Here is a 13535-nt window from a genome sequence, read left to right as displayed (position 1 = left end):
ATCGCTCTGCACCGGAATCGTTGGCTTGCGTTAACGTTCATTTAATCCTGCCGTACTAACCTCCCTGCATTTAACAAATAGCGATAAAAGGGGACGGTGGTCATGTATCACTTTCATCATGGCAGGTGGCGCCGTTTGCCAGCGACGCCGAGGGCATCATCGGGGGTGGCGGCATGAATACCACCATTGGTCTTTTGCTGTTGCTCAGTTTCGTGGTGTCACTGGCGGCGCTCGGGACGCTGATCTGGGCGATCGCCAATCACCAGCTGAACGTCAGCCGGGATGATGCAGCCTCGATTTTTCTGAAGAACGAAGCCGGTCAGTTTGACGCGCCTTCCATTGACGCTTCATCCGGCGATGCTGCGCATCGGTTCGACGCACAGCGCGCTGGCATTGATGCTCCCGGCCGTCGGGTGGTGCTGCTGGCGGCCAGCATGTCCATCGTGTTCCTCATCGCGGGCTCGTTGTTCGGCGTGCTGGCCTCATTGAAAATGCACATGCCAGATTGGCTCGCCAGCAGCGCGTTGACCACTTTCGGCCGCGCTCGCACCATCCACCTGAATCTGGTCGCATACGGGTGGCTATCGGTGGCAGGCGTCGGCGTGGCCTTGTGGCTGATTCCACGTATTTTTCACACGCCGTTGCGGCGTCCTGCAATGGCCTATGCCGGCGCCTGTCTCTGGGTCCTGGGCGTGATCGCGGGTGTCACTGCCATCGGCGCTGGCTGGAATGATGGTCTGGAGTGGCTGGAGATTCCCTGGCAGATCGATATCGTGCTGGCCATTGGCGGCTTTCTGTTGGCCTGGCCGGTCGTCGAGACGGCCTGGCATCGCCAAGTACAGCATATCTATGTGACGGGATGGTACTTCCTGGCCGCTCTGGTCTGGTTCCCGGTCTTGTTCATCATCGCCAATCTCCCCGGCGTTCACATGGGAGTGCAGCAAGCCACGATGAACTGGTGGTTCGCGCACAATGTGCTCGGCTTGTGGCTGACCCCTCTGGGTGTCGGAACGGCCTACTACCTGATTCCCAAGATCATCGGCAAGCCCGTGTATTCATATAGCGTTTCGCTCCTGGGATTCTGGGGCCTGGCGCTGTTCTACAGCCAGGTGGGCATTCATCACCTCATCGGTGGGCCAGTGCCGACCTGGGTTGTCACTCTCTCGGTAGTCCACAGCGTGATGATGTTCATCCCGGTGATCGCCGTGGCGGTAAATCAGCATACTACGGTGATACAGAATTTCTGGGCTTTCAGGCAATCCATGGCGCTGCGCTTCGTCTGGACCGGTGCCCTGATGTATACGGCAGCGTCCTTCCAAGGTTCTCTGGAGGCGATACGGGCGGTCAATTCGATTACCCACTTTACGCACTACACCGTCGGCCACGCGCATTTGGGCGCCTATGGATTTGTTTCATTGGTGATGTTCGGCGCGTTCTACTACATGATGCCCCACCTGACCGGCAAGCCATGGCCGTGGCCACGCATGATTGGGCTGCATTACTGGCTTACCTTGCTAGGCTTTGGCATTTATTTCGTGGCATTGAGTGTGGGAGGTTTCTTCCAGGGAATCGCCTTGCTCGATCCAGAGGCCAGTTTCGCCCGTATCACTCAAGACCTCATGCCCTATCTCCAAGCGCGTTCGCTCGGTGGCAGCATCATGACCTTGGGCCATATTCTGTTCGGAGTACATTTCTTCGCTCTGCTCATGAGCAAGGGATCGTTCAAAGGAGCTGCCGCATGAACCGTATCACTCCTTTGATGCTCGGGGCGCTGCTCATCTTGGTCTTCGCCACGGTGCTGCTGGTACTGTTGCCGGGATGGCAGGTGCGCTCGATATCGGCACCGCCGCAGCTCAGACCTTACGACGCACAGCAACTTGCCGGGCGCGAGCAATACGTGGCCAACGGCTGCGTCTACTGCCACAGCCAGCAGCCACGTTCGGCCGGACAAACGCTGTCCGATCTGGCGCGCGGCTGGGGTCGTGCTTCGACCCCGGGAGACTACGCCTATGATGCACCGCATCTGCTGGGCACCATGCGTACCGGCCCGGACTTGCTCAATGTGGGTGTGCGACTGCCTTCACGGGACTGGCATCTGACGCACCTTTATCAGCCTCGCGCCATCTTCGGCTGGAGCATCATGCCGTCGTATCCCTACCTGTTCGAGATCAAGAGCAAGGCTGGACCGGGTGACGTCGTGGTCAAACTGCCAGCGGCCTGGCAGCCTGAAGAGGGTCAGGTAGTGGTGGCACGCAAGGAGGCGCTGGATCTGGTGGCTTATCTTCAAAGCCTTAATCGCAGCTATCCGACTGATCTGAGCGAGGAGCGTCTGCGGGATCAGGGTTATAACGGTGCGGTGACATCCGGCACAGCAACCAGCGCTATAGGCGCTGCCAATTAAGGAGGGGCCATGTTACGTCAGAATAAGTCGGTCCAACGGCAGCGACATCAGGTGGACGAGAGTTTCGAGCCATGGGAACGCGCGCGTCCCATCCCCATTTTCGTATTGGCGATCCTTATCGCCTTGGCGACGTGGGGGGCAATGACCTATTGGCGTGGTTTTGTCCCATCCCCCGCTGCTCAGCCAGTGGCCGCATCTCAGCAAGCCCAGGCCTCGTTCGAGCAGGTCGATTCGAGCGCCCCTGCCGTCGTGCGCGTGGGCAGTGCCACGGTTTGGAGCTGCGCCTCGTGTCATGGAGGCCAAGGGCAGGGGAGCGGTCAGACACCGCGCTTGGCGGGATTGTCGCAACGCTACATGAGCAAGCAATTGCACGATTTCGCCGAGGGAACAAGGCTCAACGAATCGATGCGCTACGTGGTCACGCAACTCAGCGCTGAAGAACTGGCTGAGGCAGCCCGTTATTACTCGGGTCTTGCGCCGCTGGCGCCGTCTGCCTACGCCAGCGTCGATCCTCAGAGCCAATCGCTCAAGCGCGGCAAACACCTGCAAGAAGAAGGTGATTGGGACCGCAATATTCCCGCCTGCTTCACTTGTCATGGCAAGCAGGCCGAGGGTGTCGGCGACGACTTCCCTCGTTTGGCCGGTCAGCAGCCTGAATACCTGCTGAGCCAATTGACGGCGTGGAAGGGCGGTGCACGGCACAACTCGGCACAGGCGCTCATGGATGACATCGCCAAACGCATGAGCAACGACGACATGTGGGCCGTGGCCCAATATCTGGCCACCTTGAAGTGAGCCGGCACGGAGAAAAACTCATGGAAACTACCGAACCCCGCATGACCTCCCGCATGTCCAGTCGCAAGCGCGCCGCTCTGGCCGTGTTACTGGGCGGCTGCATGTTTGCTGCCGGTTACGCACTATTGCACACTGGCGTCGTGGAGCAGCTCTACTCAGCGCTGGGAGGCAAAACGCCTGGGACTCAGGCAGCCCCGATTTATTCGCGCGCCCAGATGGAAGAGGATCGCAAGAAGCTGCAAAACGATCCTCGCTCGGATCGGCCGCGCACGCCGGTGGATGCCCAGGGATTCTACATTCCGCCCAGCGAGGCCTCCATTCCCAAGAATGCCTACGGCGACGCGGTACGGCGCGGCCGCGCTATCTTCACTGAAACCGGTCTGCGTGTGAAAGACCATGTAGGCAACGCCCTGGCATGTGCCAACTGTCATCTTGATGCCGGGCGTCGTCACGATTCGGCGCCGATGTGGGGGGCTTACGGAGCCTATCCGGCATTCCGTGCCAAGACAGGCGCCATCAGCACGTTGGAAGACCGCATCATGGGCTGCTTCACTTATTCCATGAACGCCCAAGGCTCGTCCAGCGGCAGCCCGCCCGCCGCTGGCAGCGACGTTTATCGTGACCTGATGACCTACATGGCTTGGATGGCAAATGGCGCGCCAGCCGGTGAAAAACTGCCAGGAGCGCTTTACCCCAAGCTTCCCAAGCCAGCCTTGGCCTACGATCCCAAGCGTGGTGCTACCGTCTACCAGCAGAACTGTGCCTTGTGCCACGGTTCTCAGGGGCAGGGCCGGACGGAAGCGGATGGTACCGTTCGTTTCCCGCCGCTGTGGGGTGCGCAATCCTACAACTGGGGAGCGGGGATGGCACGCATCGACACTGCGGCCGGCTTCATCAAGGCCAACATGCCGCTGGGCAAGCCCAATTCGCTGAGCGATCAGGATGCGTGGGATGTCGCGGCCTACATCAACAGCCGCGAACGTCCCAAGGATCCGCGCCAGACCGGTACAGTGGCCCAGGCTGCCGAAAAAGATCACGCGGGCGAACAAAGCTATTACGGCAAGATGCTGGAGGGCAGGCTGATCGGTGTAGGTACCAGTGCCAGCGGCGGCTAATTTCATGGATGCAGCCAAACTGGAACAGGTGCGCAGCGCTGGCCGCATGGTGTTTTCAGTACAAGGAATGTGGTGCGCCAGCTGCGCCATGGCCTTGCAGCGAGCCCTGGCGCGGGTCAAAGGCGTACGTGCGGCTCAGGTCAACTTCATTTGCGGCGCGGCAGTGCTGACCTGGCATCCTGAGAGTATCGACTTTGCAGCACTGCTGCAGCGCGCCGCCAAACTTGGCTATCCGCTCACGCCGTCGCAGGATCAAGATGCGGCTGCCCACGCCTTGCACAAGCAGGCCCGGCGCATCCAGTTTCGTCTTGTGGTCGCGGTCTTTTTTGGTATGTGGAGCATGCTGGGTTGTTGGGTGTTGTACCTGGATCCCGGCCTGGCCCGGGCACCGGATGGGCTGGTCATTGCCTGGCTGGCGCTGCTGGCCGCCTTGCCTGTGATTTTTTACTGCGGCCACGATTTCATGCGCATGAGTATCCGTGCCTTGCGCACTGGTCTGGCCGGCATGGATACGCTCATTTCAATGGGTGCGCTTGGCGCATTGCTGGTGTCGCTGCTCAATCTGCTCAGAGGAGACAGCACCATCTATGTAGACGCATCAACGATGCTCATCAGCTTCCTGCTGGCGGGGCGTTTGCTTGAACTGCATGCCAGGCAAGCCAGCGGTGCCGCGCTGCAGGCCTTGGCACAACTGGCACCGGAATCTGCCAGCCGTGTCAACGCCGCCAATGAAGAAGAAATCGTCCCGCTGTCTCAACTGCAGGTCGGCCAGAAGATCAGAGTACGCGCCGGCGAGCGTATCGCCGTCGATGGCATCGTGTTGGAGGGAACATCACTGCTCGATGGGGCCTTGATGTCAGGCGAAACGATGCCGGTGCAGGTGGTGCCGGGCGCGACAGTACAAGCCGGCTTCGTCAATCTGCTATCACCCTTGCTGGTCAGGGTGGAGGTGCTTCAAGGCGCGCGCCGTATTGATCAGTTGGGCTTGCGTATGCTGGAGCTGTTCGGCCAGCGCAGCCAGCTATCGCAGTCTGCCGAGCGCTTCGTGCGCTGGATCTTGCCCCTGATCTGCTCGCTGGCGATCTTGTCCGTTGCGCATCGATGGTGGGTGGGCGAGCAGCTCTTGCCCGCTATCGTGGCAGGCCTGAGCATGCTGGTGTCGGCCTGTCCCTGCGCCGTCGGGGTATCTGTACCGCTGGCCTATGCAATCGCAGCACGGCGCGCGGCGGCCAATGGCATCCTCTGGCGTGATCCGGCCAGCATCGAGGGGCTGGCATCGGCGCGTGTGATCGCGTTCGACAAAACCGGCACGCTTACCAATGGCACTCTGGAGATCGATCAAGTGAGCGTGGCCGAAGGTCAGACGAAAGAGCAGGTCCTGCGCTGGGCCTGGGAGGCCGAATCCGGGGTCATCCATCCGGTGGCAGAAGCTCTGCGTCGTCATGCCGTCAACCGCCATTGGACGTTGGCTGCCGCAACAGTACCGGTGCAGCGTCTGTCCTGGGGAGTGCGGATGCAGCTTCCCGATGGGCAGTGGCGTCTGGTTGGCGCGCGTCCGTGGCTCGAACAAGAAGGCGTGACAGGATTGCCCCCCCTGCCTGAGCGCACCGGTAGCGTTCACGTGGCACAAGGCGGCCTCTGGCAGGGTAGCGTCTCTTTCAAGGACGTGTTGCGCACCGATACGGGCGCGGTACTGGCATCGTTGTCGGCGCAGGGAAAGAAACAAAAATTGTCCTTGTGGCTGATCACGGGTGACAGCGCCCAGGCGGCGCACGAGCTCGATACGGCCCTGAATCATCCTTTTGCTCGCGTACTCAGTGCTTGTTCACCGGAAGATAAAGCCACCGCCATCGCCGGCGTGGCCCAGTCCGTTTTCGTGGGGGATGGCGTCAACGATGCACTGGTACTGGCCCGCGCCGCCTGCGGGATAGCCGTGCCCGGGGCCAGCCAGGTCGCCGTCGGCGCGGCCGGCATGGTCATTGCGGAAGGCGGGCTGGCGCAGCTGGCTTGGGCTCGTCGCTACGCACGCCAGACCTGCAATGTTGTGCGCCAAAATCTGCTGTTTTCCATCATCTACAACGCAGGCATGGTGATCTTTCTGTTCTTTCACGGTGTCACCCCGTTTGCAGCGGCGCTGGCGATGTTGGCCAGCAGTGTCTCCGTCATGCTCAATGCCAGCCGCTTGAGCTGGTCAAGCCGGAGCAATCAGCCTGCCGGCTAAAAAAGTCCCGTATTACGCGCAGCTCATGGAATAAAAGGCCGCTTTGGGCCGTATACCTCATTGATCCCTCCGGGGACACCCTGTGCAGGCAGCAGCATCACAGCGCTGTCGGGCAATTTCTCTACTTAACCATGGTCATGGAGTTCTCGTGAAAAAAACAACGGATTTAACCGCATTCAATACCTTCATGTCCGCATATCGCATGCCGGTGCTCGGACATGCGCGTCTTTGGCGTCGGGTCAGTCTGGCGATGGCAGCGTTGCTGGTAGCGGCCAGCAACGCTGCATGGGCAGCTGACGGGGCCGTGCTCAAGGTCTATGGTCCCGGCGGTCCGGCACCGGCGATGAAAGAAGCAGCTGCCAGCTTCTCTGCACTTCATCATGTCCAGGTGGACGTGGCTGCTGGCCCTACCGGTCAATGGGTTGAGGTCGCCAAACAGGATGCCGATGTGATCTTCAGTGGCGCCGAGAACATGATGTCGGACTTCGCCAAAGCACTGCCGGGAGCGTTTGACCTGCATGAGGCTGAACCGTTGTATCTTCGTCCGGTCGCTATCCTGGTCAGGCCAGGCAACCCCAAGGGCATTCGGGGCTTCAAGGATCTGCTGCGCCCGGGCATCAAGGTACTCACCGTGGCGGGTGCCGGCCAGACAGGGTTATGGGAGGACGTGGCCGGCCGTACTGGCGATATCGAAACGGTCAAGACCTTCCGCAAGAACCTGGTAATGCCGGAAGCCGGCAATAGCGCACTGGCCCGCGAAATGTGGACGAAGAATCCGGACATTGATGCCTGGCTGATCTGGAACATCTGGCAGGTCTCCAATCCCGCCCTGGCCGAACTGGTTGCGGTGGAAGAACCCTACCGCATCTACCGTGACGTCGGCGTGGTACTGACCATGCGCGGCAAGCAGTCACCGCAGGCGCAGGCATTCTTGACTTATCTCAAGTCCGATGAGGGCCGCCGCATTTTTGCCAAGTGGGGATGGCTGAGCACGGCCAAGTAAGCCGCGCGTTTCTCAATCACGGTGGGGAGAGGCTGGGTAGTAGCGCTTGAACACCACTGTCGCCACGGTACCTCCGCCAGCACGGGGAAACAGCGCAAGGCTACCCTGGTAGCGTTGCAGGATGCCGTTGACGATGGCCAGGCCGAGCCCGCTGCCTTGCACCTTGGCTGACTGCGGCCCGCGCCAGAAGCGGCGGCCGACCTGCAGGCGATCATCGTCACTGAAGCCGCAGCCGCGATCAAGCACGCGCAACTCCACCTCATCGTCGCGCAGGTCACACTCCAGTTCCACCCTGCAGTGTGAGGGTGAGTAGGCCAGGGCATTGTCGATCACATTGCGCAGCACCGTGCCCAGAAGAACCTCCGGCATGGCGATCCGCACTGACTCGCGACCTGCGTCGAGCGCTTCAATGCGGGCAGTCAGGCGATCGCTTTTCATCGCTGGCAAGCTCCTTGCCACTGACTGCAGCACCAGGCTGAGGTCACTTATGGCATGGGGATGTGTGTCGCCATCAATCCGTGCCAATGCCAGCAACTGCTCTATCAGATGCTGCATGCGCTCGACGCCCTGATGGGCCATGTCCAGCGCTTCATCCAGTTTATCCGGCTGATCAGGTTGCTGCCGGGTCATCTGGGCAATCTGCAGATGCAGTTTGATGGCGGTGAGTGGTGTGCGCAGCTCGTGGGCAGCGCCATCGGTGAAGCGTCTTTCCAGCATCAGCGCCTGGCCGATCTGAACCACCAGCCGATCTACCGTGCTGGCAAATGGCAGTAACTCAGTTGGGCATTGCTCCTGCGGAAGCGCACTCACATCCTCGGGATTTCTTCGCTCCAGTCGCTTGCGTAGTCGCTCCAGCGGCGCCAGTCCCCAATTCACGCCGAACCACACCGCCAGCAGCATGCCGACAAAGGCAATCGCAAAGGGCAGGGCGGCGGCCAGCGCAATCTCGCGCAGCAGACCTTCCCGGCTGTCGATGCGGTCAGCTGTGGCAATGCGCATGCCATTGTCTTCCAACACATAGGTGCGCCACAGCTTGCCACCAAACGTGCTGACCCCATAACCCAATGGCAACTGGTTCAGGCGCGGGCTGCCAGCGGTCCGCGCCAGCGTGCGCTCGGCCACCTCACCACGCATCAGGCTGACCTCGCAGGCCAGGCCATCGCGGCCGATCACGTCCAGCGGCATGGTGCGGCCCTGGCTGGGAAGGTTGCGCGGCATGGTCGCCATCAGGCCGGCCACCATCCGCGCCGAGGATGCCAGCCGGTCATCCAGTGCCTCGCGCAGATGCTGGCGTACGTCCAGCAACATCCACAGCGATACAGCGCTCCAGAGCAGCAACAGCGACAGGCCAATGATGGCCATGAGGCGCAATCTCAGGCTCAGGGCGGGACGGCCGAGGGTACTCATTCGATGTCCCCGATGCGGTAGCCCAACCCGCGGATCGTCTGAATCGACTGGCTGCCCAGCTTGCGGCGGAGGTGGTGGATGTGCACGTTGAGTGCGTTGCTGCCTACCGGATCGGCAAAACCGTACAGGCTGCTATGCAGCTGTTCGCTGGTGAAGATGTGCTCGGGATTACGCAATAGCGCCAGCAGCAGGGCAAGCTCACGGCGCGAGAGGTCAACCTCCTGGTCATCCACCCAGACCTTGGAAGCGCTGGGATCGCACCTGAGTCGACCATGGCGGATGATATTGTGAGTGCGCCCCTGGCCGCGACGGACGATGGCATGCAGTCGGGCCACCAATTCGCTCAGATCAATCGGTTTGACCAGATAGTCGTCAGCGCCGGCCTCCAGCCCGGCGACACGATGCACCACGGCGTCACGCGCACTCAGGATCAGGACCGGCATGCCGATGCCACGCAGGCGCCAGCCATTGAGCAAGGCCTGGCCATCGCCGTCGGGCAGGCCCAGGTCGAGAATGCAGATGTCGAAACTGGAGGTGCTCAGGGCGGCATCCGCCTGGGCCACCGTGAAAACCCGGTCAACGGTGATGCCATGCAGTTCGAGCCCGGTCTTGATCCCGTGGGCGACCAGTTCGTCGTCTTCAATGACCAGCACATGCAACTGAAATTCTCCTGTGAACGTTAACGCAAAACATGATGATAGGGGCTTTGCTTCCGCCCGGGGAAAAACAGTTGGTACCCGTCAGCCCATTAATTCTGGCTTAATCGCGGTGCGCTAAGGTAATGGCCATGAACAGTGAAAAAGCAAGTCGATCTGCCCTATGCCTGATGTCTTGGCGATAGGTCCGCTGGCCGTGAACGCGCACGTGCTGGTGGCGCTGGCAGCGCTACTGATCGGGTTGATGGTCACCCAGGGTGTGGCACGCCACCTGAAGACCAGCGATGCCGGGATGGGCTGGTTGCTGCTGCTGGCCGTGGTGATTGCACGCGGCAGTTTCCTGCTGCGCCATCTGCAGGAATATCGGGAGGCGCCGCTGTCCTTGTTCAATCTGCGCGATGGCGGCTGGGATCCGATCTCCGGATGGGTGGCTGCCTTGCTGGCGATGTTGTGGCTGACGCTGCGGCGGCGCCGTCGCAGTCTACCGCTCTGGGCAGGCCTGTTGAGCATCACCTTGGTCGCGGCTGGCGGGCAGTGGTTTCTATGGGTCCAGTCCAGGCAACGCACGCTCTCCCAGCCTGCTCTCCAACGGCTGCCACCCATGACCTTGCCGGCGCTCGACGGCGGTATGTCAGACCTGCGGCAATGGCCTGGCAAACCGTTGTTGATCAATTTCTGGGCGAGCTGGTGCGGGCCCTGTGTACGCGAGATGCCGATATTGATGGCGGCGCGAAAACGCTACGGCAATGTCCAGTTCGTCTTTGTCAACCAAGGGGAGAGCCCCGCGCAGGTGCACACCTTCCTGCAACGCGAGGATCTGCCCACCCAAGATGTGCTGCTCGATACGCAGCTGGCATTGGGGCGTTTTTTCGATGTGCGGGGCTATCCCGGCACTTTGCTCTTCGATTCCAGCGGCCAGAAGATCGCCAGCTGGCAAGGGGAGTTTTCACAAGCCACTCTGGCGGAATTTCTGCGGGCACTTAGTGCGCCAGCAGTCGCGTCAGCCTCGTCTCCCTGAGTCTGTTCATGCTGTCATTATTCAACCGCTTGCTGTGGTCCTGGCGCTGCCCTGTATTCGCTTTCCTGGCGTTGCTGCCCGTCACCTGCTGGTCGCTCGCCCTCCAGCCATCGGCCGTGATCGGCGACGCCCAGTTTCTTGGTGCCGAGCAAGCCTTCCACTTCCGACTGGACCAAGTGGGCGATGGCAAGCTCCAGCTGCGTGGGCAGATCGCCGATGGCTATTATCTCTATCGTGACCGTATTGAAGCCGTCAGCCTTGACGACGGGAAAAGCGTTGCGCTGGACAAGCCTGAGGGCGAGCGCAAAGACGACCCCAATTTTGGCGTGGTCCGGATTTATCGGCACGAAGTTCTGCTCACCTTGATCGCTCCGGTCAACGGGGACATCGAGCTTACCTGGCAGGGCTGTGCCGACGCCGGCCTATGTTACGCCCCCCACTCGCAGCGTATCCAGCTCCCTGCTGCCGCCGATGGCGGCAATGCACAGGCGCACACCTTCGATTCGCAATCTCTGGCCCAGGCCGCCTGGAGTGGTGGCAGCGACATCCAGATCAGTGATTTTCTGCAACGTTCTTCCTTGCTGGTGCTGTTGCCGCTCTTTCTGCTGATGGGCATGGGAATGGCCTTTAGCCCTTGCGTACTGCCGATGGTGCCGATTCTCTCCAGTATCGTGGTCGGGGCCAATGCGTCGCGGAGGCGCTCGCTGATGCTATCGCTGGCCTTCGTGCTACCCATGGCCCTGGTGTACGCCGCCATGGGAGTGGCCGCGGCCTATCTGGGAAGGGGATTGCAAGCGCTTCTCCAGCGCCCCGAAGTGATGCTGGCCTTCGCACTCGTGTTTGCGCTCCTGGCCCTGGCGATGTTCGGCTTTTATAGCCTTCAATTGCCGGCCTCCCTGCGTACCCGGCTTGAACGCCACTCGCCGCGCGGGGGATCCCTGACGGGATCTGCAAGCATGGGCGTGTTGTCGGCGCTACTGGTCGGCCCATGTATGACCGCCCCACTGGCCGGTGTACTGCTCTTTATCTCGCAAACCGGCAAGATGCTGGATGGGGGCTTGCTGTTGCTGTCCTTGGGCCTTGGCATGGGCGTACCACTGATGATTGTCGGTACACTGAGCAGGCAACTTCTGCCCAGGCCTGGAGCGTGGATGGAATGGATCAAGAACGCTTTCGGTTTTGGTCTGCTGGCCATGGCGGTGTGGACGGCACAACGTGGCCTGCCACCTGCAGTTGGCCTGGCGCTGTGGGTATTTTGGCTAGCCAACCTGACCGTGGCTCTCTATGTGGGCGCTCAGGGGTTGCCTGCGCGCTTGCGCATACCGGTGCACGCCGTCGCCGCCATGCTGGGCTGCTGGGGCGTGCTTGCCACAATCGGCCTGGCCGCCGGGCAACCTGATGCCTTTCATCCGCTAAAAGAAATATTGTCGGCCCGGCGCGCTGTCGCGCCTGCGCAGGCTGGACCGACGCTTGCTGTCAGCACGTTGTCCGCCCTCAGGCAACAACTGACTGTTACGGCAGGACGCGGCCAGGCGACCATCGTTGATTTCAGCGCGGATTGGTGCACTGCCTGCCAGACCCTGGAACACCAGGTATTGACCGATGCGAGCGTGATCGATGCCTTGCGCGGCATCCAGCGTATTGAAGTCGATGTCACCACTACCGGCACCGCCCAGCAGGAATTGATGCAGGCGTATGGCGTTATCGGACCGCCGACCTTCCTGTTTTTTGATGCCTCTGGCAAGGAGCGGCGTGATCTGCGATTGGTGGGGGAATTCAATGCTGCGCAACTTGGCCGGCGACTGCAACGTCTTGCTCAACATGGCCTCAGTGCCGATTACCAGGAATTACCATGACCTTATCTTCTTGCTCCCGCCGAATGCTGACCACGCTGAGTGTGCTGGCCATGCTGCATTCAATTTCGGTCAACGCTCAGACTGCACCGAAGACACCGCCCACGCTCAAGGCGTTGGAGCAGCAGGGCGTGCACTTCGTGGCCGACACGCTTCCCGCCCCCAGGGGCATGAAGGGCTGGGCCGCCTACCATGGCCAGCAGCCACTCGCTTTTTACGTGACTGGCGATGGCAACGTCATCATGGGTACCTTGCTGGACTCCGAAGGTGAGGACATGACCAGCAAGCCTTTGCAGGATACCGTTCAGGCAGCGATGATGGATGGCATCTGGAAGCAGGTCCAAAAAAGCCATTGGGTGGCAGAAGGCAGCCCCTCAGCCCCTCGCACGCTCTATGTCTTCACGGATCCAAATTGCCCTTACTGCACTCAACTCTGGTCGGAGACCCAGCCCTGGGTCAAGGCGGGAAAGGTGCAGATCCGCCATATCCTGGTCGGGATATTGACCAAAACCAGTCCCGGGAAGGCAGCCGCCATCCTTGCTTCGGCCAACCCGGGCAAGGCGCTGACGGCCCATGAGACGGCGTATTTCGAAGCGCGCCAGAAGCAGGCAGCAGATGGCCGGAAAGTCGACCCGGATGGGCAGGGGATCGCTCCATTGGATCGTGTTCCGGCCAACATCTCCCAGCAGCTCGAAGAGAACACCCGCATGATGCTGCAGCTGGACTTGCAAGCTACCCCCGCGCTGATCTGGCGCGATGCGTACGGTGCAGTGCACATCAGGCAGGGAGTGCCGCAGGGTGATCTGAAGAAAATAATGGGACCTATCTGATCTGAATAATGTCCTCAGATCAGACCAGTTCAGCGTCGTTGCCTTCGTTCTGCGTGCATGCGCGCATCAACGAAGCGCGCATGGGTCTCCTCGGCCTTGCGGCGGCCGAAGGCATAGTTGGCTTCCAGCCACATGACGTTGATGATGCCGAAGGCCAGTGCCAGGCCGATGCCGAGTATCCAGGCGAAATACCACATGATGTTCTCCTCGTTGCAGTTTGCGATTGCGCGTAATCA

12 protein-coding genes are annotated in these 13535 nt (G+C 60.9%); 9 read left to right on the top strand and 3 right to left on the bottom strand.

The annotated features are described in order from the left end of the window. The first annotated feature begins 173 nt into the window (after positions 1-173). From HWE01_RS21100 to HWE01_RS21075, 6 genes are all read left to right on the top strand, one after another. On the top strand, positions 174-1742 hold the full coding sequence (locus tag HWE01_RS21100; RefSeq protein ID WP_175342590.1) for a cbb3-type cytochrome c oxidase subunit I: 1569 nt from the start codon (positions 174-176) through the stop codon (positions 1740-1742). Further along, positions 1739-2401 (top strand): cbb3-type cytochrome c oxidase subunit II, encoded by a 663-nt coding sequence (locus HWE01_RS21095; RefSeq protein WP_241822790.1) that lies wholly within the window; start codon positions 1739-1741, stop codon positions 2399-2401. Before HWE01_RS21100 ends, HWE01_RS21095 begins: the two co-directional genes overlap by 4 nt. Before the next feature lie 9 nt (positions 2402-2410). After that, on the top strand, positions 2411-3196 hold the full coding sequence (locus HWE01_RS21090; protein ID WP_241822789.1) for a c-type cytochrome: 786 nt from the start codon (positions 2411-2413) through the stop codon (positions 3194-3196). A gap of 20 nt (positions 3197-3216) precedes the next feature. Continuing rightward, entirely contained in the window at positions 3217-4311 is a 1095-nt protein-coding gene (locus HWE01_RS21085; RefSeq protein ID WP_241822788.1) for a c-type cytochrome, read from the top strand. A 4-nt stretch (positions 4312-4315) separates the two neighbouring features. Then, the gene (locus HWE01_RS21080) at positions 4316-6532 is read left to right on the top strand and encodes a heavy metal translocating P-type ATPase (protein WP_241822787.1); all 2217 of its coding nucleotides are present in this window, start codon (positions 4316-4318) and stop codon (positions 6530-6532) included. Between the two features lie 187 nt (positions 6533-6719). Continuing rightward, positions 6720-7535 carry a substrate-binding domain-containing protein gene (locus tag HWE01_RS21075; protein ID WP_241822786.1) on the top strand — a complete coding sequence of 272 codons (816 nt, stop codon included), beginning with the start codon at positions 6720-6722 and terminating at the stop codon, positions 7533-7535. A gap of 12 nt (positions 7536-7547) precedes the next feature. Here HWE01_RS21075 and HWE01_RS21070 read toward each other — a convergent pair whose 3' ends face one another. Further along, a complete protein-coding gene (locus HWE01_RS21070) occupies positions 7548-8942 on the bottom strand; it encodes a sensor histidine kinase (RefSeq protein ID WP_241822785.1) in 1395 nt (464 codons plus the stop codon). Then, positions 8939-9595: a response regulator gene (locus tag HWE01_RS21065; protein WP_349627545.1), complete on the bottom strand. Its 657-nt coding sequence runs from the start codon at positions 9593-9595 to the stop codon at positions 8939-8941. Before HWE01_RS21065 ends, HWE01_RS21070 begins: the two co-directional genes overlap by 4 nt. A 166-nt stretch (positions 9596-9761) precedes the next feature. Between HWE01_RS21065 and HWE01_RS21060 the strand changes: the two genes are divergently transcribed. Genes HWE01_RS21060 through dsbG form a run of 3 tightly spaced genes read left to right on the top strand, consistent with a single transcriptional unit; the run spans position 9762 to position 13299 of the window. Beyond that, complete coding sequence (locus HWE01_RS21060; protein WP_241822784.1) at positions 9762-10616, top strand: TlpA family protein disulfide reductase; 855 nt, start codon at positions 9762-9764, stop codon at positions 10614-10616. 8 nt (positions 10617-10624) lie between these two features. Then, a complete protein-coding gene (dsbD, locus tag HWE01_RS21055) occupies positions 10625-12472 on the top strand; it encodes a protein-disulfide reductase DsbD (RefSeq protein ID WP_241822783.1) in 1848 nt (615 codons plus the stop codon). Beyond that, the gene (gene dsbG / locus HWE01_RS21050; protein ID WP_241822782.1) at positions 12469-13299 is read left to right on the top strand and encodes a thiol:disulfide interchange protein DsbG; all 831 of its coding nucleotides are present in this window, start codon (positions 12469-12471) and stop codon (positions 13297-13299) included. The genes dsbD and dsbG overlap by 4 nt, the downstream gene beginning before the upstream one ends. A 29-nt stretch (positions 13300-13328) precedes the next feature. On the opposite strand, the gene cydX is transcribed toward dsbG, so the two are convergent. Then, entirely contained in the window at positions 13329-13496 is a 168-nt protein-coding gene (gene cydX / locus HWE01_RS21045; RefSeq protein ID WP_241822781.1) for a cytochrome bd-I oxidase subunit CydX, read from the bottom strand. Positions 13497-13535: the final 39 nt, after the last annotated feature.

The organism is Herbaspirillum sp. C7C8, from assembly GCF_022627875.1.
In the GTDB taxonomy this organism is placed as follows: Bacteria; Pseudomonadota; Gammaproteobacteria; order Burkholderiales; family Burkholderiaceae_D; genus Herbaspirillum.
Note: the sequence above shows the minus strand (reverse complement) of the source record. Positions and strands in the feature narration are given on the sequence as shown.

Bases quoted from the DNA above. Each gene is read 5' to 3' on its own strand.
- HWE01_RS21100 (WP_175342590.1), top strand. From the start codon at position 174: ATGAATACCACCATTGGTCTTTTGCTGTTGCTCAGTTTCGTGGTGTCA.
- HWE01_RS21095 (WP_241822790.1), top strand. From the start codon at position 1,739: ATGAACCGTATCACTCCTTTGATGCTCGGGGCGCTGCTCATCTTGGTC.
- HWE01_RS21090 (WP_241822789.1), top strand. From the start codon at position 2,411: ATGTTACGTCAGAATAAGTCGGTCCAACGGCAGCGACATCAGGTGGAC.
- HWE01_RS21085 (WP_241822788.1), top strand. From the start codon at position 3,217: ATGGAAACTACCGAACCCCGCATGACCTCCCGCATGTCCAGTCGCAAG.
- HWE01_RS21080 (WP_241822787.1), top strand. From the start codon at position 4,316: ATGGATGCAGCCAAACTGGAACAGGTGCGCAGCGCTGGCCGCATGGTG.
- HWE01_RS21075 (WP_241822786.1), top strand. From the start codon at position 6,720: ATGTCCGCATATCGCATGCCGGTGCTCGGACATGCGCGTCTTTGGCGT.
- HWE01_RS21070 (WP_241822785.1), bottom strand. From the start codon at position 8,942: ATGAGTACCCTCGGCCGTCCCGCCCTGAGCCTGAGATTGCGCCTCATG.
- HWE01_RS21060 (WP_241822784.1), top strand. From the start codon at position 9,762: ATGCCTGATGTCTTGGCGATAGGTCCGCTGGCCGTGAACGCGCACGTG.
- dsbD (WP_241822783.1), top strand. From the start codon at position 10,625: ATGCTGTCATTATTCAACCGCTTGCTGTGGTCCTGGCGCTGCCCTGTA.
- dsbG (WP_241822782.1), top strand. From the start codon at position 12,469: ATGACCTTATCTTCTTGCTCCCGCCGAATGCTGACCACGCTGAGTGTG.
- cydX (WP_241822781.1), bottom strand. From the start codon at position 13,496: ATGTGGTATTTCGCCTGGATACTCGGCATCGGCCTGGCACTGGCCTTC.